Origin of the sequence: Clostridioides sp. ZZV15-6388 (assembly GCF_020657755.1) — a bacterium.
Classification (GTDB): Bacteria; Bacillota; Clostridia; order Peptostreptococcales; family Peptostreptococcaceae; genus Clostridioides.
This window is the reverse complement of sequence record NZ_JAGWCU010000005.1, coordinates 35,592-55,189: the sequence shown is the minus strand read 5'-3', so window position 1 is coordinate 55,189 and position 19,598 is coordinate 35,592. Positions and strand designations below refer to the sequence as shown.

The window sequence follows — 19,598 nt, the reverse complement described above, 5'->3', positions numbered from 1 at the left end:
TCCTTTCTAGGTGTATAGCTATCTCTTTATTATCTTTGCAATACTTCCTTTTGAATATGCACATGCATTTGCCTCATCGTAATCTATGTGAATATAAGTTTTAAACTTATCACTAACTCTAACAACTACATCATCAAATATTAAAGGTCTTTTTCCAAATACTTTAACTTCAACTATCTCATTGTCTACCACATTAAATTTTTTGGCATCTTCTATCGACATATGTATATGTCTTTTTGCTACCATAAGACCTTTTTGAAGTTCAATTTCCCTTTTTTCTGTAGCTATTTTAATACCTAAGGTATTTTCTAAATCTCCACTTTGCTTTATTGGTGGCTTCAATCCTAATATAGAACCATCTGTTAAAGATATTTCTACTTGTGTTTCCTTTCTACAAGGTCCAAGAACTACAACATTTTTTAATGTACTTTTTGGTCCAATTATTGTAACTCTTTCTTTACAAGCATATTGACCTGGTTGAGATAAATCTTTTAATTTTGTTAATGTATATCCTTTGCCAAATAGTTTTTCTACATCTTCTTCACTTAAATGTACATGTCTTCCTGATGCTTCAACTTCTATAAATACTTCTTTTTTAACTCTACTTACTACTTCTTGTACTATTTCATTTAATAGGTTTTCCATAAATATCCCCCAACTACTGGTATTGTCCAGTTCTTATTTTATAAATCATAATCCAGAACACTGATGACAATCTATTAAGAGCTTTTATTAAATCTTCTCTCTCAACTTCTCCATATTCACCTTTAAACGCTTCATATGCACAGAGTTCAGCTTCCCTAGTACTAGTTCTTATACTATTTATAAGTACTACTTCTTCACCCATTTTATAAGTTGGAAATTCATGACCTATACCAAAATATTTTTTAGGATTATGAGATTGTTCTCTCAACTCTTTTTCAGATAGACTTAAAAGCTTAAAGCTATCTAATTTTTCTTCTAACACTTCACATCTCATTATCTTCCTTACAAACTCTAATATTTCTTGTAACTCATTTACTAATTTTCCCAGACCTTTTTTGTTACACAAAACTTGAACCTCTAGTATTTTTGATTCTAATGAGTCTATTTTTCCTCTTAAAATTATCCTCTTATGGTCTTTAAATACTAATATATCTCCATTTAAATGAGTCATATGTTCTGGCTTTTCATTTAACTTAGCTCCAAATGCAGTTTTGTATTTATAAGATTCTTCTTTTACAGTTTCTTTTATAACTTCCTTATTCTCATTGTTTGTATTTGAAATATTATCAATATATTTTATTTCAATTTTTTTTTCAGCTAAATAAGACTTTGCTAAAGGAGTTATAATCTGACCTTTTTCAATGTAATATTCAGTTATATTCCCTTTGTTTTCGCGCATTTCTTTTCTTATTTGATTTTCTGTTAAAACACTCATTTTATCACATCTCCTATTAGATGTATAAAAGGGGACTCCTCAAAATATATTGACATCCCCTTTTTATCAAATTTAAATTTTATTTACTATATAACCTATTAGTCAACATTTACTTTTGGTAATATAGCATCTACTTCAAAGTGTGGTCTTGGTATAACATGAACAGATATTAAATCTCCAACTCTCTCAGCAGCAGAAGCACCTGCATCTGTAGCAGCTTTAACAGCTCCAACATCACCTCTCACCATTACTGTAACTAAACCTCCACCTACTTGCTCTTTTCCAACTAATTGAACATTGGCAGCCTTAACCATTGCGTCTGCTGCTTCTATTGCTCCTACTAATCCTTTAGTTTCTATCATCCCTAATGCGTTTGCGTTTGCCATAATTCTTACCTCCAAAATTTTATATTAATATTTTTTAAAATTATTTTAGTTTTTTAAAATCTAACATAGCTCTAAAGCTATCTTTTTTACTAATACATTTATTAGCTCTTCTCTATCCATAGAGTCAAATATTGATTTTTCTACTTTAGAATTTGTGCCTCTAAGTTCTTCTATTTCTTTAACTCCATAAGCTATTTTCTTTATATTTAATAAATCTAATGGTCCTACATTATTTGAAGTTGAACTTCCACCTATAGCTCCACACCCTAGTGTTAAGGCAGGTGATAAGTTTGTTGCTCCACCTATTCCTCCAAGTGCAGATGGTGCATTTACTATTATTCTTGATACTGGCATATTAAGTGCAAATTTCTTTACAAGTTCCTCATCATTAGCATGCATTGAGAATGTGTGACCAGCACCTTCGTTTAAAAGTATCTCTCTAGATTTTTGCATAATAGATTCAATATTTTCCTCTACATAAAATGCAAGTATTGGAGTCAGTTTTTCTCTAGAGTAAGCTACATCATTTCCTACTCTAGATTCTCTTGCTATAAGCACTTTAGCATAACTTGGCACATTACTTAAATTAGCTAATTTAGCAAGTGTTTCTACACTCTTTCCAACTATTTGAGGATTCATTGTTCCATTTGCTCTTAATATAAATTTAGACAGCTTTTCACTTTCCTCTTCATTTAAGAAATAAGCTCCTTGATTTTTCAGTTCATTAACAACTATCTCTTCCATAGATTTTTCTACTATTATAGATTGTTCAGATGCACATATTACACCGTTATCAAAAGTTTTAGAATCTAATATTCTTTTAACTGCTAACTTAATATCTGCACTCTTATCTATAAATGCTGGTCCATTTCCTGGTCCTACACCTATGGCAGGTGTTCCTGATGAATAAGCAGCTCTAACCATAGCTTCTCCACCAGTTGCTAAAATAAGTTTAGTATCTTTATGCTTCATTAATTCATTAGTACCTTTAAGGCTAGGATTAGTTATACCTAATATAATATCCTCTGGACACCCTGCTTTTATAGCTGCCTCACTTATTATTTTTATAGTCTCAAGTATACATTTTTTTGCATTTGGATGTGGTGAGAAAATTATTGAATTTCCTGATTTTATAGAAATCATAGCTTTGTAGATTACTGTTGATGTTGGATTTGTTGATGGTATAAGCCCTGCTACTACTCCTACTGGTGTAGCTATATCAACTGTTTTTTCTTCTTTATTTTCACCTATTATCCCAATAGTCTTCATATCTTTTATGGCTTCATATAACATTTTAGATGCAAATGTATTTTTAACTATTTTATCTTCATATTTTCCAAATCCAGTTTCTTCGTTGGCCATTTTAGCTAATTTAGCGGCATTTTCATATGCTGCATCTGCTATTGACTTAACTATTTTATCTATTTGTTCTTGGCTCATTCTAGAAAGTTTAACTTGAGCTTCTTTAGCCTTTTTTACAAGATTTCTAACTTCTTGTATAGATAATAAATCTTTATCTAAAATTTCCATATCTATTTATCCTCTCTAATCAATTTATCAACTAAATCTACTAGGTCTTCTTTTTTCAAAGAGTTTAATTCCTTATTAGTCAAAGAAGAATTGTATTCTCTAGCTAAATTTTTTAGTTCTTTTACATTCATGTTTAGTAAGTTTCTATTATTAGTAACCCCATCTCTTACTGGTTTTACTTCTTCTAATGTTTCTATATTTGTATTTTCGTTTTCTTCAACTTTTATATCTTCTCTTAAAGTTTCTATATTTGTATTTGTATTTGTATTTGTATTTGTATCTTTATTTTCTTCTATCTTCATATTTTCTTTGATTGGTATTTCGCTAACTTTATTATATTTTTGAGTAGCTCTTTCTTCTTTTTTCAATAAATTATCAGCTACTTCTTTATGTATCCTTGGTATTACATGAGTTGCTCTTAATACTCCAACTTTATTTGCGGCAACTTCTCCAGCTTCTATAGCTGATTTAACTGCTCCTACATCTCCAACTATTGTTAATGTAACTATTCCCGCTCCTACTTTGTCAATGCTAAGTATATTTACACTAGCAGACTTTACACATGCATCACATGCCTCTATTGCAGCAACATATCCTATTACTTCTATTAAACCTACAGCATTCATTTATCTTTAAAACCTTGTTGGGTCATCAGCTACAGATTTAACAGCTTCAGCAAAAGCATCACAAGCTGCTTTACAAGCTGATTGAGACCCTGTAAGCAATGCTCCACCAAAGTTTGTTTCAGTTGGAGGTGCAAATAATTCACATAGACTTACATCTGCTGCTTTTAATGCTGCATCTAGTGCATACATAGCTTCTAAAGGTGGTGCTACTAAATAAGCTATGGCTTCTCCTTCTTTGATTCCTGCCACTTTAGAAAGATATGTTCCTGTTCTAGATACACAGTGAGCATAATATACTATTGAATCATCATCATTTGCACTTATAAAAGTTGATCCATATTCTAGAAAATCAACTACTGCATTTAATCCACTTCTTACTTCAGCTGGGCTTGGTCCTGCTATTATACCTAATACTTCCCCAGCAAGTTTTGTTGAAGCATTTGTAGCTCCTGCATACATTGACTTTGCATATACAACATCAACTTCTGAAGCTTTTGTTGCTTCATCAAGGGCAGTATATGTCACATCATCACAATCAGCAGTTATAAACCCTAAACTTTTATGGTCTGAATTTAATTCTAGCTTTTGTGCCATTTCTGGACTTATGTTTGAAATCATTTTAATTCCCAATATTTTAGGACGAATTATATCATTTTTCATAACTTGTACTCCTTTAAGTTATTATTTTAAATCAATTCCAGAAGCTTTCTTATCTAAAATTGTTTTTATAAGTTCAGCTATATGTGCACCTGCTTCAACAGCAGTAGTTCCACCTTTATGGATGTTTGATACCACTGTTCTCTTAGCTTCTGCTATACCAACTTTAGGCTTGTATGTAAGATACGCTGACATAGATTCTGCTGTAACAAGACCTGGTCTTTCTCCAATTAACACACATACCACTTCACAACCTAACTCTTCACCTAAATGGTCCATAGCCCCAACTCTACAATGTTTAACAAATACAATATCTCCCACTTCAATTCCATACATCTTTAAACCTTGCTTTATAGCCATAATACAATCATTTGAGTTAGCTTCTATAGCAGCTGAACTTAGTCCATCACCTGCCATTATTAATACCTTTTGATTTGTACCTATTTGCGTTTTTATAAAATCTATAGTTTCACTTGAAAATTTTCTTCCAAGGTCTGGTCTAGTTAAAAATTCATCTTTATCCTTACATAAAGTTTCTATTTTTATTAAGTTGCTATTTTCCACAAAATCTTCATCTACGTAAGAGAAAACGGCATCTTGTGCAGCAGCATGGTCTGCTCTAAATCTTAAAACTGTTTCTGTTTTATATCTAGCTCCACATCTACCTATACCTATTCTTGCAGGAGTTTTAGATTTCATATCTAAATAGGCTTCTGCATCCTTAGGATTTTTTACTAATAATTGCTTTTTTAAATCTATTTCCGTTATATCTTCTATGCAAGCATCATCATCTACTGTACTTTTATTTACTTTGTCTACTGTATTTTCAACAACTTCATTTATGACACTAGAATCGATTTGACCAGCCATTTGATTTACTAACTGCTCTACTAATGCTTTTAAATCTTTTTCATTCATACTTAAGACCTCCTACCCTAATAATATTGATGCATCTCCAGCTTTTTCTGTTAATTTACCATCTTTAGAGAAGCCCATTTGTTCCATCCAAGCATCAAACTCTTTTATTCCTGTAAGTCCAAACATTTCTCTAAGTGATGCTGTCTCGTGGTATCCTGTAGTTTGGTAGTTAAGCATTACATCATCTCCATGAGGTATTCCCATAAAATATGTACATCCAGCTGTAGTTAATAATATCGCTAAATTTTCCATATCGTTTTGGTCTGCTTTCATATGGTTTGTATAGCAAACATCAACACCCATTGGCAATCCATGTAATTTACCCATAAAGTGGTCTTCTAGTCCTGCCCTCATTACTTCCTTTGCATCATATAGATATTCTGGTCCTATAAATCCAACTACTGTGTTTACTAAAAATGGCTCAAACTTTTTAGCAAATCCATAACATCTAGCTTCCATAGTAACTTGGTCTATTCCATGATGTGCTTCTGAAGAAAGCTCCGAACCTTGCCCTGTTTCAAAATACATTACATTAGGTCCTGTGGCTGTCCCATGCTTTAAAGCTAAATTTCTTGCTTCTTCAATCGTTGCTGAATTGAATCCAAAAGCTTCGTTTCCTTTCTCAGAACCAGCTATCGATTGGAATATTAAATCTGTTGGAGCTCCATTTCTTATAGCTTCCATTTGTGTCGTAACATGAGCTAACACACAAGTTTGAGTAGGTATTTTATATTTTTGTTTTACTTCCTCAAATCTCTTTAGTACTTTAGTTACACTTTCAACTGAATCATCAACTGGGTTTAATCCAAGTACGGCATCACCTATTCCAAAAGTTAATCCTTCTAGAAGTGATGCAAGTATCCCATCTGGGTCATCTGTTGGATGATTTGGTTGAAGTCTAGCTGATAGAGTACCTTCTTCGCCTATTGTTGTATTACAATGAGCTGTAACTTTAATTTTTTTGGCTGCATAAACTAAGTCCATATTTGACATTAGCTTTGCAACTGCTGCTGTCATTTCTGAAGTTAATCCTCTTGATATTCTTTTTATATCTAAACTACTTGTTTCACTATCTAATAGCCACTCTCTAAGTTCTGAAACAGTCCAGTCCTTTATTTCACTATAAACTTTTTCATTTACACCATCTTGAATTATTCTTGTGACCTCATCTTCATTATAAGGAACTGCGGGATTGTTTCTTATATCCTCTAATTTTATATGAGATAAAACTACTTTTGCTGCAACTCTCTCTTCGGCACTTTGAGCTGCAAGACCAGCTAGCTTATCACCAGACTTTTCTTCATTTGCTTTTGCCATTACGTCATATAGCCCTTTGAACTGATAAGTACGCCCAAATAATTTTGTCTTTAAAATCATCTCCTTACCCCCTTTTTTAATTAAAAACTAATGTCTTTATTACTACAGGTAACACTTTACCTTCAGCTATTGGCTTTCCAATATCTATGTAGTCTCCATTTTCAACCTTAATACTATCTATGCAAATAATATCTTTTTTGTAATCTAAAACTGCACAAATAGATTGTCCTAGTACTTTTGCCATGTCATTTTCTATAATTACTACAAATGGCAAGTCATTTTCTATAATTTCTTTCATACCACTTACTAATCCACGTGCATACTCTTGTATTTCTAAAAAACTTGGATTTTTGCTTCCTTCTATAGCTATAACAATTTTTTGTAAGTCATTTTCTAACTTAAACCAATTTAACTTATTTTTTATACTTTCACTTAATGCCTTTTCATCGCTAGTTTCTTCTTCTCTTGATAGTTTTAAAACAGGTAGATTTTTAAGTGGAAAATCCTCACTTGTATAAGTTATAGTACTTCCACTTACTTCAGTCGTATGAGAACCAGCACCTACTACTGTAGCTCTAATAGTCTCTAATGGAGTTATTACATTTATTTTTTTTAGTTCCTCACAATTTTTTATTGCTTGCCCTAATAAAATACCTAAGTCTCCATATTTAAAATATTCATCTATGTTTTTATCATAGTAGATGTAATCAGCGACCCCACCAGAAAAAGATATGTTCTCTATCTTTTCACTTAAATTTATAGATTTATTGGTTACTATAAACTCAAATAGACTTGTTTTCTTTTTTATTCCTATACTTTGTAGTATTAAATCAACCATTATATCTATTATTGGCTTTGTATTTTCTATAGTTGCTATAGTTCCTATTTGAAGTCCTAGATTATAATCTTTTATGATTTTTTCTATCTTAGGTGATATATAAGTTATTTTTTTGCTATGCTTGTCTATTTTTATAAGTCTCCCACCTATATCTAGACAACCAGTATCTAAGACTTCACCTCTTTTAAATAAAGCTAAATTACTAGTTCCGCCACCTATATCTAGATTTACAACACTAGTTGAATGATTTTTAGAATAAATATGAGCCCCTGCTCCTTTACCAGATATGATACTTTCTAAATCTGGTCCTGCTGTTGCCACCACAAAGTCTCCTGCAAATCCACTTAAATTATGAAGTACATAATTTGCATTTTCTTTTCTAGCTGTTTCACCAGTTATAATAACTGCACCTGTATGTATGTCTTCTTTAGATATATTTGCTTTTTTATATTCACTATCAACTATGTTTTTTATTTCATTTCCATTTATCTCATTGTTGGAGATAAGAGGTGTAAAGTATATTTCACTTTTATATACAATTTCTTTGTCTATTATACTTATCCTAGGTACTGAAAAACTAGATGCAGTGTTTTCAACTATCAATTTAGAAAATATTAGTTGAGTAGTACTTGTCCCAATATCTATCCCAACACTTAATAACTCTTCTCTCATTTTCTCACCTCATAATTTAAAAGCATTTCTTAAACAAAGAAGTTAGATTGTTCTATAGACTATCAATATTTTTCTTCCAATGACCTTATCTCATTTAAATATTCAAATAACTCATCTATACCTACATCATCTATTGTGTCTACTTTAAATATTTTATTGACTCCTGCTAAAGTTAATCTTTCTATTCCTAAATCTATTTGATTTTTATCTAATTTATTTATCTTAGTCATAATGCCTATAGTTTCTTTACAAAATATACTTGCAAAGCCTGGTGCCATATAATTTTCTTCTTGAGTTGCATCATAAACTATAGCCACTACTTTAGCATCTACAGCTGTAGTTATTAAAGCGTTATACAATGCTCTATTTTCCATATATTCACCTGGGGTATCTATTGCATTTTTATAAATTTCTATTGACTGTGTTTTCTTATATCGAATCTCTAGTTCATCTAGTTTTTGGCAAAGAGTAGTCTTTCCACTACTTGTTTTTCCCATAAAAATTATATTTTTCATTTTATGTCCTCGTTATCTTAGTTGATGAAAAATTCAACATCTCACCTAACACTTCTAATACTTCATTTAATGCAGATTCTACAGAACTTACATCTCCAGATATTACTAAAGACCCACTAAATCTATCTATAAATCCAAGCGATATATCTGATGATTTTGTTGCCACATCTGCTGCTATTATTGAAGCTTCACTCGGCGTTATTGTAAGAATACCGATTGCATCTTTTCTATCTAGTATTAATCCTAACTTTTTGTATATATCCTCATTTGGATTAGCTATTATATGAGCAAGTGTTACTTGCTTTCCTGGAACATATTCTTGTATAATTCTTTGTTTAGTTTCTTCGCTCAATTTTGTCCCCCTAATTTTTATTACATTTTTACTTGATTTTATTTAGTATTTCTATTATGTCTTCTTCTATGGGAACTTTAGGATTTGCATTAGTGCATCCATCTTGAATAGCCAAAACTGCTATTTCACTCTGTAAATTACTTAATTCTTCCAAACTTACATTGCATTCTCTCAATTTAATTGGCATGTTTAATTCTTTTTGTAGCTTTTTTATTTCATTAACTAAACTCTTCACACCACTTCTTGTATTTGAAGTACTAAGACCTATTAACTTTGATATTTGTGCATATTTTTTTGCTGATAATGAGTAGTCTGTATTTGAATATCCTGTGATATTAGCATTGTATTCTATTACATGTGGCAATAATATTGCATTTGCTCTTCCATGTGGTATATGAAACTTTCCACCTAGAACATGTGCTATGGAGTGATTTATTCCTAATGATGCTTGATTAAATGCCATTCCTGCTAGACAAGATGCATTATGCATTTTTTCTCTAGCCTCTAAATCATTTCCATCCTTATATGCTTTCAATAAATATTCAAATACTAGTTTTATTGCCTTTTCAGCAAGTGCATCAGAAAAATCATTAGCATTTACTGATACATATGCTTCTAATGCATGTGTCAAAACATCCATTCCAGTATCTGCTGTTATAAAATCTGGTACTGTTTTAACCAACTCTGGGTCTAGTATCGCTATATCTGGAATTAATTCATCTGACACAAGAGGATACTTTGCACCTTTTTGCTTATCTGTTATTACAGAAAATGATGTTACTTCTGAGCCAGTTCCACTTGTTGTTGGTATAGCAATAAATTCGATTTCATTAGTTCTTAAAATTTGCTTTGAAAAGTCCTTTATAGCTTTAGCTGCATCTATTGCAGAACCTCCACCTAAAGCTATTACTGTATCTGGCTTTATATTTTTTAATACTTCGATGCCTTGTACTACTGTATCTATAGGTGGGTCTGGTACTATATCACTAAATACTTCATATGTACTGTGTTTTAAATTTACCAAGATTTTATCTATAGTTTTTGATTTAACCATAAAAGGGTCTGTTATAACCAATACTTTTTTACCTTTTATCTCTTGTAAGTATTCTAAAGAACCTACTCCAAATTTTACTTTGGTTTTTATTTCAAAATTATTCAATCTAATCTCCTCTTTTATAAAAACTTATTTAAAATTAAACAATTGTTAAGCAAAAGCCCCACAGAACAACCTATGGAGCTTTTATTAAGCTTTCAATATTTCGTTATGACATTATTTTAGTAAATATTGGATTTTAGTAAAGTCAAGAATCTTGTATATTAATACTTTATGTTATGCTTTTTCTTATAAGCTATATGAGATATAAATTCATACATTATACCCGCAGCTGTAAGTGAAGTAACATTTCCAGCATCATATTGTGGCGCAACTTCAACAAGGTCATAGCCTACTATATTTAAATCCTTTAATCCTCTTATTATTTCTAATGTTTGGGCAGATGAGAATCCACCTATAACAGGAGTTCCTGTCCCTGGTGCATATGCTGGGTCAACAAAATCTATATCAAATGTAAGGAATGCTTTTGAATCACCAACACGTTGTTTAATTCTTTCTATTATTTCTTCTGTAGTCATCTTATGACATTCAACAGCCTTTAAAACTTCATATCCTAAATCAGTTGAATGGTACTTATCTTCTTCACCATAATAACCTTCTCTTATTCCAACTTGAATTGATTTAGATGTATCAACAAGGTTTTCTTTAGCAGCATGGTAGAAAGGTGTTCCATGACTATAAGGCTTTCCAAAATATTCTGCTATTGTATCATAATGAGAGTCAAAGTGTATTAAAGCAACTGGTCCATGAACCTTATGACAAGCTCTTAATTCTGGTAATGTTACACTATGGTCTCCTCCCATAGCTATTGGAATTACACCATTTTCAAAGATAGGTAACATCCCCTCTGTAATTACATCAAATGTATCTTCTACATATCCTGGCACAGAGCCTAAATCACCATAGTCTACCCCAGAACAATAGTCAAATATACCAACATCAAGAACTGGATTATATGGTTTACAACCTAGAACTGACATTTCTCTTATTGATGATGGACCAAATCTAGCACCAACTCTAAATGTAGCACATGAATCAAATGGTATACCAAGAACAGCAAAATCTACATCGTCTGTTGTAACTACATTTTGTAATCTCATGAATGTTTTAATTCCTGCAAATCTAGGTGATTTTAAAGAATTTATTGTTTTATATTTAATCATAACTACTCTCCCCAATTTTTATTATTTTTTGTTAATTTTTTATCACATTTATTCTAAGCTTTAGATACACCATCTTCTTTTTCCATCTTAAGAACGTATGGAACTGCAATTAACTTTGCAAATATTATACCTATTATTCCACCTACGATTTGACCAACAAGTATTGCAATAACCAAGTTTGGTTGGAAATTGACATTGAAAGCTATAAAATCTCCTAAAGAATATCCTGCACAAACTAAAAACGACATAGATATTACTTTACTTGTCGGTTTCATATCTTTAACTAGTCCAAAAATTGCGATACCATTTGCCATACATGCAACTAATCCAGCACTACCTGCGCTATCTAGTCCAGCTATTGAACCAAGTTTTTCCAGTGGCTTTTTAAAATACTTACGTATAAGATAAACCATTGGAAATGCTCCACAAAGCATCATTGCAATACTCCCTAGAAGCTCAATAGACCTAAACATTTCTTTCTCATCTGCAAACATTGGGTCAAATCCCCAACTCCCAAATACTTTAGTGAAAATACCTGTATAGTGTTCAACAATAGATGATACTACGACTATTATTAATATGCTTGTAAGACCTTTTCCAAAATACATGAATCCTTTTATCATTCCATTAGGGAACAACTTTAACCCTAATGCAAGCAACACACACACCACAACAATAGGAATTAGATTTTGGAAAATCATTAGCATACTTAAATTTAATGTATAGTTAGAACTTCCTACTGTAGAAAGTGTCGTACGTATCGTAGGATTTGTAAGTAATGCAACCATATATGACGTGAATACTCCAAAAGGTACTGATAAAAATCCAGACATAGCTCCTAAAGCTAAGTACTTGTAATCTTTTTTATCTAAAATTGAAAGTCCTATTGGAATATTAAATGCCACTGTAGATGCACACATAAATCCAACCGCTAATACTATCACTAATATTTCACTCGTTTTCCCAATCTCTATAGCTAAAGCATATGAACCGCAATCTGGTGGCATAATCATAGCTGCTGCTACCACTGGGTCTGCGCCAAACATACTAAACAACTTTCCAAATATTTTCTCTACCCCGACTTTTAGATACGGAACAGATACCATAAGACCTACTATTGGTATAAACATCGTTGCCATAGTATGTAAGCCTTCATCAAAAGATTTAGCTAGCTCTGATTCTTCTTTGAAAATCTTTGCTAATCCTCCAGCTACACAACAAGCCATGATGATATACAGTACTGAGTCTCCTAATAATTCCATACAGTATACCCCCTATGTACTAAAAACATTAATCAGCTCTTTATTACTTAATTTTTATTATATTTCTTATGCTAATAAATACTTCTTATAGTGCCTCTACAGATTCTGTAAAGTTAGGGTCATTTATTATATCTAAGTAATGGTCAAAGTTTTCATCCTTCATAAATTCTATACAATCAGCTGCACGAGTTCTTCCATATTCCCAATAGAAGTCATGGTCTTTACCATATGTTATTTGAACTAATGACCATAAAGACCAATGTGCATTAACTAAAAACTTACTTGTAAGTAATCTTGCTCTTTGCTCTTCTGTTGGTTCTCCACCAAAGTATGTTCTTACATAAAGCTCTTCTTTATCTTTTGGAAGAGGATTTTCTACGCACACACATGCCATATCGTAAAATCTATCATTTGTTCCACCGTATTCCCAGTCTATTACACGCATAACTTTTCCATCATACATAAAGTTTTCTGCTAGTGTATCATTGTGACAAGGAACTAATTTTTGTGGGTTATTTTGATAAGCAATTTCTATTATATCTACTTTTTCTGTTATACTATCCCATCCATCATATCTCTTATCAAATCCATTTTCTTTAAGTATTTGTAAGTACTCTTTCATCTTAGCTATTGGATTAAATACACTTTTAAACTCCATTCCACTATCGTGGTATTTTCTCATAATTTCTGCTGATTTCATAACTACATCTGAATTATTTATAAAATCCTCTGCATGCATTGTATCTGATTTTATAAATTCACAAAGTTGTGAACCTGTTTTTGGGTCATAGTAATATATTTCTGGAGCTATTCCAAGACATGACATTAAAGAAGCATTGTGCTTTTCTGCTGGACGATTTATATATCCTGCTGTCCCTACTCCTGCCACACGCATTGCTATTTGAGTGCCATCTTCAATCTCAAGCTTAAAGTTTTTATTTGTAAGCCCGCCTGGCATTATTTCTATTTTGCTAAGTTCTTGGCTAAATGCTGTTTTTGTTAAATTAATTAACCTAAGGAAATCTTGAATTTCATACGGTTGTATTACCTCTCCAAATACTGACATATTTTCTCTTATACTTTCATTTTTCATAATAATTTCTCCTTTGTATGATTTGTTTTTGATTAAAACTTTTTCTATTAAAAACCATTTCCCTTTGATTAGAATTCTATATCTTTGTGCAACACAAAGGTCAACACTATTTTTGTTTAATTTTTTGTTATAATGAATTTTTTTATATATTCTTTGGGTTTTATCTCTATTTGTGCAAATAAAAAAGGGGTTATCTCAAAATAGATTTTGAAAGTTTTGTAAAAAATAATGATTTTGGAATTAGAATAGCAGAAGGTCTATGAGCATCTAAATAAATAAAGGAAAATTATGGAATTGAAAAAAACTTTACGATAGTTATTGGGAATCTATCGAAAAGTGCTTAATAGTGCCACATGACTAAAAAAAGAAACCACATTCTATTTTGTATAGAATATAGTTTCTTGAATTTTAAATAATTAAAAGCAATCTTTTATTTTTTGAATTTTCTAATTTTATAGTAGACAACTTTATTAATTAACTCTTAAATTTTTATCTTCTCTACAAAACTTTTTTCTTATTAAGAAATATGCAGAGATTACAACAAGTTCTATCGCTAAAAATATACCATAAGTAGCTATAGAATCTATACTGTCTATACCATTTCTAAAGAAAATTAATGCTACTCCTGCTGCTATAATTCCTATAGCATTTTTACCTATAGCATTCTGACCAAAACCATAAAAAGAAGGGAAATTTCCTTTTATCTCAATAACTGTCAAAATTAATCCAATTACTATAAATAATGCTCCTACAACTTCCATAATCATACTAGCCATTTTACACCCTCCTCATTAGAGAATTAACCACTACTATAAAAATATCTTGCTTTTATAGTTACATTATATATTCAATTGGGTGTTTTTGGAAGCATTATTAAAAAATAATTTTTCATTCTATTTAAATTTATTTTTCATATTAAAATCATCCCAATTTTTATATAAATATTAATCTAACCTGTATAGTTTTATATATTAGAAGGCTTGTAAATAAATTTATTTTATAAAAATCTATTCACAACCTCTTATATACATTTATATATTATCAAGAAAATAACAGCTAAATAACCAATATTTTTTTAATTATTAATTTTGATTATGAATTTCTTCAATCTCACTCTTGCTCAAATCAACTAGCTCATAAATTTCCTTTAGACTATGTCCTTTGTTTTTTAACTTTATGACAAAGTTACGGTTTATTTGTAAAGTTGTTTCATTTTTTCCTATTTCTTTACCTATTTCTATTCCTTTCTCTTCCCCTATTTCTATTCCCTCTCTTAAAACTTCTTCTCTAAAACTTCTACTTCTATCCATAATGTAAGCACCTCTTTTCAGATTTAATAAATATTCTTCATTACTACCTAATTCCTTTAACCTATCTAATGCCTTTTTAACAATAGTATCATTCTTAGCTATAACTCTGACATCCAAGTTAGAAGGATTATTGATAAGTTTTCCCCATAATATAACTCTATCTACTATGTTATCATATCTATTAATCTTAGGAAGCTCTACAAAATACAGCACTGTTTTCTTTGAATAAATCTCTGGATGACCATCCATAGTTAATCTCATACAATTTACATAATCATCTATTTGCCTATATTTTACATGATTTAGTATATGTATTCCAATAAATTTTTTATATTTTTTCAGTTAACTGGCACAAATAAATTCTACTATACTTAACTTTTGTTTTAATGTTTTTTGATTACATATATTTTGTTAAGTACAGATTGAAATATTTATAATATTATGATAGACCCTAACAAACGATAGACCTTAATAAACATAAATAAATACTTAAAAAATATGTAAGACAAATACTATTGATATTATTCTTTATTATACAATGTACAACCCGTTTTCTTATTAAAAAGCTGAGCCCATTCTTCTGTACAGTAAAAAACAATACACTCGTGATAACCATCTCCCATGAAAAATAACTGTTTGATATTTTTTTCTTTTTCAAAAACTTCATTCATAAAATATAGCATTTTTTCATTAAACCAGTCATGATTAACTTCTACTTCACACATATACGGATTACCATTGTAGTAAAAACTTATTGTCTGCATGCCAGTTCCTTGATTGAAATCTACTTGGCTTGTATCTTCTACAATTTGTGTGATTTCAAATTCATTATTACTAATAGATAAAATTCCTTGCAGGAATATGGTATACATATCATGTCTTTCTACATCAAAACTGTATACTTGAGAAGATTTAGGTGTCCATATCCCAGTATTGTAATCATAAGAACCCCTGCCAAGAATGGTTAAAAGCATGGCTGTTTTATTCATTGAATCTAATACCTCTGATGGCATGATGTTCCAAGTATCTTCAAGATGTTTAATTGCTTCATCTGTAATGCCATGAATACCCAATTCTTTAAGAGTATTAGCTACTTCCTGAAAAGTCATTTGATTAGAATCTACCATAATATTTTCCTCCTTAGATAAGCTACTATTACCTTTTTAGTTATTATTTCAATCACTTAGCCAATAAAAAATATCGTCCATAACGTAATTATAACTTTATTTTCTATCAAATCTGATTGGTTTGCAAGCTAATAGTCTCAAATCAAATTGGACAAAACAACTTTGTTATTTCTTTGAAGCAGATTTTTAAACATCTGAATAAAGTCAAGAAAATACTATCTTCACAGTTTTCCCTGTAATAAAATCTAGTTTTGTATCTATATACGTCCCTTTATGAATGAATTTCATTCAATAGCTAATTTAAAAAAATCCTTGAGATTTAAAGAAGTTTTGAGTTAAAAATTTACAACAGGATAGAGTATTATATGTAATATTTTTTATGTTTATATTTCGCTTTCTCTTTATGTTTTTAGTTTTATTTTTTTGCTTTGTATTTTTCTCTTTTTCTGCCTTTTTCTTTATTTTTATTTGTCTTTTATATTAGTTTATATTTTTTAGCAGTTACAATATATGAAGTATGATTCACTTTATTCCATGTAATATTTCTAAAATCTACAGATAACAATTTACATATTTCTTTCTCTGAGTACATTTTTACATCTCCATCTTTGCTGTACTTTATGAAAACATTCATTATATGTCTAAATAAAAATGGTTGCCAACAGTCACAAATTATCAGGGTTCCTTTTGGCTTTAATACCCTACAAACCTCTGACAATACCTTATCGGGTTTAGGATAATGATGAAAAGAATCATTACAATATACAACATCAAAAAATTCATTTTCAAATGGCAAATACTCTGAATCTCCTAAAACTAAGGTAGCATTCTCTTTTAGTTTATTTTTTGCTATATCTAACATATTCTCAGAAATATCAATTCCATAAGCCTTTTTCCTACAATCTTCATTTAAAATAGCTTGTAATACTGCTCCTGTTCCACACCCTAAATCTAAAACAGTATCATATGAAATATCTGAAAGTGTTTTAAGTAAGACTGGATAAAGCTTTCTTGCATGTTGCCCCTTTATATCTTGGTCATAGGTATTAGCTTGATTATTAAAGGTTTTTCTTGATTTTTCTTTTACATCTGTCATATCTAGACTCCTCCTTTCTTATATTGTTCACAGTATATCATGGGTAGTTCTTTATGTCAATGAATGATATTCATTCATTTGCAATGTTAATATAACTATATTAAGTTATCTATAGTTATATTAACATTCATTTATACTATGCATACTATGATTAAGTTATATTATGTGTATTACGTTTAAGTTATACTGTACATACGATTCTTAAATTATATTATGCGTATTATGTTTAAGTTCCATTATGCATATTATTCCTAAGTTATATTATGTGTATTACAATTAATTTATACTATGCGTATTATTCTTAAATTATATTATGTGTATTACATTTAAGCTCTATTATTCATATTATTCTTAAGTTATACTATATATATTATATTTTTAGTCAATTTGACCTTTTAATATTTTTTCTTTCTCTCTTCTAACTTTTATAAAATAATCCTAAAATAAAGTATCATAATAATTACTCATATTTATCATACATTTTGCTGTTTTATCGCGACCTTTTATCCTGTCTCTGTAAATTTCACAATTAATATCTTGCCCTAACTAGCTCCTACCTTTAAAAATTTACTTTTAGAACCTATCAATTTTATTCTTTAATTTTCTCTTTACTTTAAAGATAAATCGGTCACAGTACTGTTCGTTTTTTACCAACAGCTCATATGCATCCATAATCCCAATAGATTGTACGAAACCAAAAATACCAACTGCCAATCCCAAAAATACAAGTGAATGATATTCTGTCCATTCAATGTACCCTCTAGCTGTTACCGCAATAATAAGAATACCAACTACAAACAAAAATGTACTTGGAATAGCAACTAACTTGTATTTTTTCTTGATTGAAATATATTCCTTTGATAATTCTTTCAAAAACTCATAATCAAATAACAATGGCTCTTTTCTCAAGATTTTATAATCTTCTTGTTCTGTAAACATCCCAAGTATAACAACACCAATACCTAAAACAACACACACTGCTATTCCTAAAATACGCCAACTTGTATGAGTTGGAAGCATTACATAAGGAATACCTGCTAATGCCCAAAACAAAAAACATAAACCCAAATATTTACATTCTCTTTTCTCATTGATAAGATAACCTCTTGCCACTTCCTTGCTTACATAATATCCCTTTTCATTTGTTCCTTTTATTGATTTCTCATCTTTTAATAAAAAATCAATTGATACTTCAAAGATATTAGATAGTAGTAAAAGTTTTTCTGTTTCAGGAAATCCTTGATTGTTTTCCCACTTACTAACCGCCTGTCTTGTTGTTCCGATTTGTTCTGCAATTGCTTCCTGTGATAGCCCTTTTTCTTTTCTCAACTTAAATAATTTTTCACCAAAATTCATATATTATTACCTCCTGTGATTTGATATCCAAATATTATCAAACTATTATGTTAAATTCTATATTTTAAGAAATGCACATTGTCAACTTCAAGTTGCACTCATGTAATTTGTTGCTAAAACATGATTTTATAATAATTTTTGCTTCTCTTTTTGTATTATAGCATCAATGGAAATCTAAATCCTTTCCTTTCTATTTTGGAAGTAATATTTATCAAAATATGATTTTATTAAGTGTACAAACATTTGATTAACAATAGGCTTTTGATTTATGTTCTAAATACAGCATATCCACACATTGAGATTCCCCTTCAAAAATTGGCTCTGGATAATTATCTATAAAAAAGTTTTTAACCTTATGTGAATAAACAAATCCAAATTTCTCATAAAACGGGATTCCACTTTCAGCTGTACCCACAATCATTGATGGATACTTTTCACTATAAACATCTAAAATATGATTTATCACCTTTGATGCGTAGCCCCTATTTTGAAAATGTTCATATGTAGCAATATTTTTTAATTCACATGTTTCTTTAGAAATTTCATTTACAACTGCTATACAAGTGAGTTCATCATTATCATACAAAGCATACATAGTGCCTTCATCAAGATACTTATCAATCATTACCTCATATGGGTCAGCCAACAACAAAAGGTCAATATGACCTTTTTTATTTTTATCTATAGTTTTTATTTCTATCATATATATCTCCTCTTTTCAGCATATATTTCTTTTATGTTTTTGATAAACATAACTAAATGATAATACAATTAGAACACTGAATGATTATTACTATCTAGTTTTACTATCTGGTTTTATTGTATTTAATCCTTTTTAGTTTTTAA

The 19,598-nt window shown here is 30.1% G+C and carries 21 protein-coding genes; all 21 read right to left on the bottom strand.

Annotated elements, in window-relative coordinates; all coding sequences use genetic code 11:
• Positions 1–18 precede the first annotated feature (18 nt).
• The 21 genes from eutD to KGF48_RS04665 all read right to left on the bottom strand — a co-directional run bounded on the left by eutD (position 19) and on the right by KGF48_RS04665 (position 19,455).
• A complete protein-coding gene (gene eutD / locus KGF48_RS04765) occupies positions 19–645 on the bottom strand; it encodes an ethanolamine utilization phosphate acetyltransferase EutD (RefSeq protein ID WP_227839204.1) in 627 nt (208 codons plus the stop codon).
• A gap of 13 nt (positions 646–658) precedes the next feature.
• Complete coding sequence (locus KGF48_RS04760) at positions 659–1,420, bottom strand: cobalamin adenosyltransferase (protein ID WP_227867789.1); 762 nt, start codon at positions 1,418–1,420, stop codon at positions 659–661.
• A gap of 98 nt (positions 1,421–1,518) precedes the next feature.
• A complete protein-coding gene (locus tag KGF48_RS04755; protein WP_227828724.1) occupies positions 1,519–1,806 on the bottom strand; it encodes a BMC domain-containing protein in 288 nt (95 codons plus the stop codon).
• 60 nt (positions 1,807–1,866) lie between these two features.
• Positions 1,867–3,336, bottom strand: a complete 1,470-nt coding sequence (locus tag KGF48_RS04750; RefSeq protein WP_227828725.1) for an acetaldehyde dehydrogenase (acetylating) — start codon at positions 3,334–3,336, stop codon at positions 1,867–1,869.
• Positions 3,337–3,338: 2 nt separating this feature from the next.
• Positions 3,339–3,962, bottom strand: a complete 624-nt coding sequence (locus KGF48_RS20530; RefSeq protein WP_285891665.1) for a BMC domain-containing protein — start codon at positions 3,960–3,962, stop codon at positions 3,339–3,341.
• Between the two features lie 6 nt (positions 3,963–3,968).
• Positions 3,969–4,622 (bottom strand): ethanolamine utilization microcompartment protein EutL, encoded by a 654-nt coding sequence (eutL, locus tag KGF48_RS04740; protein ID WP_227867788.1) that lies wholly within the window; start codon positions 4,620–4,622, stop codon positions 3,969–3,971.
• Positions 4,623–4,643: 21 nt separating this feature from the next.
• On the bottom strand, positions 4,644–5,537 hold the full coding sequence (eutC, locus tag KGF48_RS04735; RefSeq protein ID WP_227828727.1) for an ethanolamine ammonia-lyase subunit EutC: 894 nt from the start codon (positions 5,535–5,537) through the stop codon (positions 4,644–4,646).
• Positions 5,538–5,549: 12 nt separating this feature from the next.
• Positions 5,550–6,914: an ethanolamine ammonia-lyase subunit EutB gene (locus tag KGF48_RS04730; protein ID WP_227839200.1), complete on the bottom strand. Its 1,365-nt coding sequence runs from the start codon at positions 6,912–6,914 to the stop codon at positions 5,550–5,552.
• Positions 6,915–6,930: 16 nt separating this feature from the next.
• Complete coding sequence (gene eutA, locus KGF48_RS04725; protein WP_227839199.1) at positions 6,931–8,364, bottom strand: ethanolamine ammonia-lyase reactivating factor EutA; 1,434 nt, start codon at positions 8,362–8,364, stop codon at positions 6,931–6,933.
• Between the two features lie 62 nt (positions 8,365–8,426).
• Positions 8,427–8,879: a EutP/PduV family microcompartment system protein gene (locus KGF48_RS04720; protein WP_227828730.1), complete on the bottom strand. Its 453-nt coding sequence runs from the start codon at positions 8,877–8,879 to the stop codon at positions 8,427–8,429.
• A 1-nt stretch (position 8,880) separates the two neighbouring features.
• Entirely contained in the window at positions 8,881–9,231 is a 351-nt protein-coding gene (gene eutS, locus KGF48_RS04715; protein ID WP_227828731.1) for an ethanolamine utilization microcompartment protein EutS, read from the bottom strand.
• 28 nt (positions 9,232–9,259) lie between these two features.
• Positions 9,260–10,390 carry a 1-propanol dehydrogenase PduQ gene (locus KGF48_RS04710; RefSeq protein WP_227828732.1) on the bottom strand — a complete coding sequence of 377 codons (1,131 nt, stop codon included), beginning with the start codon at positions 10,388–10,390 and terminating at the stop codon, positions 9,260–9,262.
• Positions 10,391–10,548: 158 nt separating this feature from the next.
• A complete protein-coding gene (gene speB / locus KGF48_RS04705) occupies positions 10,549–11,508 on the bottom strand; it encodes an agmatinase (protein WP_227828733.1) in 960 nt (319 codons plus the stop codon).
• 53 nt (positions 11,509–11,561) lie between these two features.
• A complete protein-coding gene (locus KGF48_RS04700) occupies positions 11,562–12,770 on the bottom strand; it encodes an ethanolamine utilization protein EutH (protein WP_227867787.1) in 1,209 nt (402 codons plus the stop codon).
• Between the two features lie 85 nt (positions 12,771–12,855).
• On the bottom strand, positions 12,856–13,863 hold the full coding sequence (locus tag KGF48_RS04695) for a choline/ethanolamine kinase family protein (protein ID WP_227839196.1): 1,008 nt from the start codon (positions 13,861–13,863) through the stop codon (positions 12,856–12,858).
• A gap of 470 nt (positions 13,864–14,333) precedes the next feature.
• The gene (locus KGF48_RS04690) at positions 14,334–14,639 is read right to left on the bottom strand and encodes a hypothetical protein (RefSeq protein ID WP_227839195.1); all 306 of its coding nucleotides are present in this window, start codon (positions 14,637–14,639) and stop codon (positions 14,334–14,336) included.
• Between the two features lie 306 nt (positions 14,640–14,945).
• Positions 14,946–15,515, bottom strand: a complete 570-nt coding sequence (locus tag KGF48_RS04685) for a PD-(D/E)XK nuclease family transposase (protein WP_227867811.1) — start codon at positions 15,513–15,515, stop codon at positions 14,946–14,948.
• A 179-nt stretch (positions 15,516–15,694) separates the two neighbouring features.
• Positions 15,695–16,282: a hypothetical protein gene (locus KGF48_RS04680; RefSeq protein WP_227867786.1), complete on the bottom strand. Its 588-nt coding sequence runs from the start codon at positions 16,280–16,282 to the stop codon at positions 15,695–15,697.
• Between the two features lie 493 nt (positions 16,283–16,775).
• Positions 16,776–17,396 (bottom strand): class I SAM-dependent methyltransferase, encoded by a 621-nt coding sequence (locus KGF48_RS04675; RefSeq protein ID WP_227867785.1) that lies wholly within the window; start codon positions 17,394–17,396, stop codon positions 16,776–16,778.
• A 573-nt stretch (positions 17,397–17,969) separates the two neighbouring features.
• Positions 17,970–18,752 (bottom strand): helix-turn-helix domain-containing protein, encoded by a 783-nt coding sequence (locus KGF48_RS04670; RefSeq protein WP_227862018.1) that lies wholly within the window; start codon positions 18,750–18,752, stop codon positions 17,970–17,972.
• 247 nt (positions 18,753–18,999) lie between these two features.
• Positions 19,000–19,455: a GNAT family N-acetyltransferase gene (locus KGF48_RS04665; RefSeq protein ID WP_227839190.1), complete on the bottom strand. Its 456-nt coding sequence runs from the start codon at positions 19,453–19,455 to the stop codon at positions 19,000–19,002.
• Positions 19,456–19,598 lie beyond the last annotated feature (143 nt).

Bases quoted from the DNA above. Each gene is read 5' to 3' on its own strand.
- eutC (WP_227828727.1), bottom strand. From the start codon at position 5,537: ATGAATGAAAAAGATTTAAAAGCATTAGTAGAGCAGTTAGTAAATCAA.
- eutD (WP_227839204.1), bottom strand. From the start codon at position 645: ATGGAAAACCTATTAAATGAAATAGTACAAGAAGTAGTAAGTAGAGTT.
- KGF48_RS04755 (WP_227828724.1), bottom strand. From the start codon at position 1,806: ATGGCAAACGCAAACGCATTAGGGATGATAGAAACTAAAGGATTAGTA.
- speB (WP_227828733.1), bottom strand. From the start codon at position 11,508: ATGATTAAATATAAAACAATAAATTCTTTAAAATCACCTAGATTTGCA.
- KGF48_RS04695 (WP_227839196.1), bottom strand. From the start codon at position 13,863: ATGAAAAATGAAAGTATAAGAGAAAATATGTCAGTATTTGGAGAGGTA.
- KGF48_RS04730 (WP_227839200.1), bottom strand. From the start codon at position 6,914: ATGATTTTAAAGACAAAATTATTTGGGCGTACTTATCAGTTCAAAGGG.
- KGF48_RS04670 (WP_227862018.1), bottom strand. From the start codon at position 18,752: ATGAATTTTGGTGAAAAATTATTTAAGTTGAGAAAAGAAAAAGGGCTA.
- KGF48_RS04690 (WP_227839195.1), bottom strand. From the start codon at position 14,639: ATGGCTAGTATGATTATGGAAGTTGTAGGAGCATTATTTATAGTAATT.
- KGF48_RS20530 (WP_285891665.1), bottom strand. From the start codon at position 3,962: ATGAATGCTGTAGGTTTAATAGAAGTAATAGGATATGTTGCTGCAATA.
- eutA (WP_227839199.1), bottom strand. From the start codon at position 8,364: ATGAGAGAAGAGTTATTAAGTGTTGGGATAGATATTGGGACAAGTACT.
- KGF48_RS04680 (WP_227867786.1), bottom strand. From the start codon at position 16,282: ATGACTTTTCAGGAAGTAGCTAATACTCTTAAAGAATTGGGTATTCAT.
- eutL (WP_227867788.1), bottom strand. From the start codon at position 4,622: ATGAAAAATGATATAATTCGTCCTAAAATATTGGGAATTAAAATGATT.
- KGF48_RS04760 (WP_227867789.1), bottom strand. From the start codon at position 1,420: ATGAGTGTTTTAACAGAAAATCAAATAAGAAAAGAAATGCGCGAAAAC.
- KGF48_RS04675 (WP_227867785.1), bottom strand. From the start codon at position 17,396: ATGACAGATGTAAAAGAAAAATCAAGAAAAACCTTTAATAATCAAGCT.
- KGF48_RS04720 (WP_227828730.1), bottom strand. From the start codon at position 8,879: ATGAAAAATATAATTTTTATGGGAAAAACAAGTAGTGGAAAGACTACT.
- KGF48_RS04665 (WP_227839190.1), bottom strand. From the start codon at position 19,455: ATGATAGAAATAAAAACTATAGATAAAAATAAAAAAGGTCATATTGAC.
- KGF48_RS04700 (WP_227867787.1), bottom strand. From the start codon at position 12,770: ATGGAATTATTAGGAGACTCAGTACTGTATATCATCATGGCTTGTTGT.
- KGF48_RS04750 (WP_227828725.1), bottom strand. From the start codon at position 3,336: ATGGAAATTTTAGATAAAGATTTATTATCTATACAAGAAGTTAGAAAT.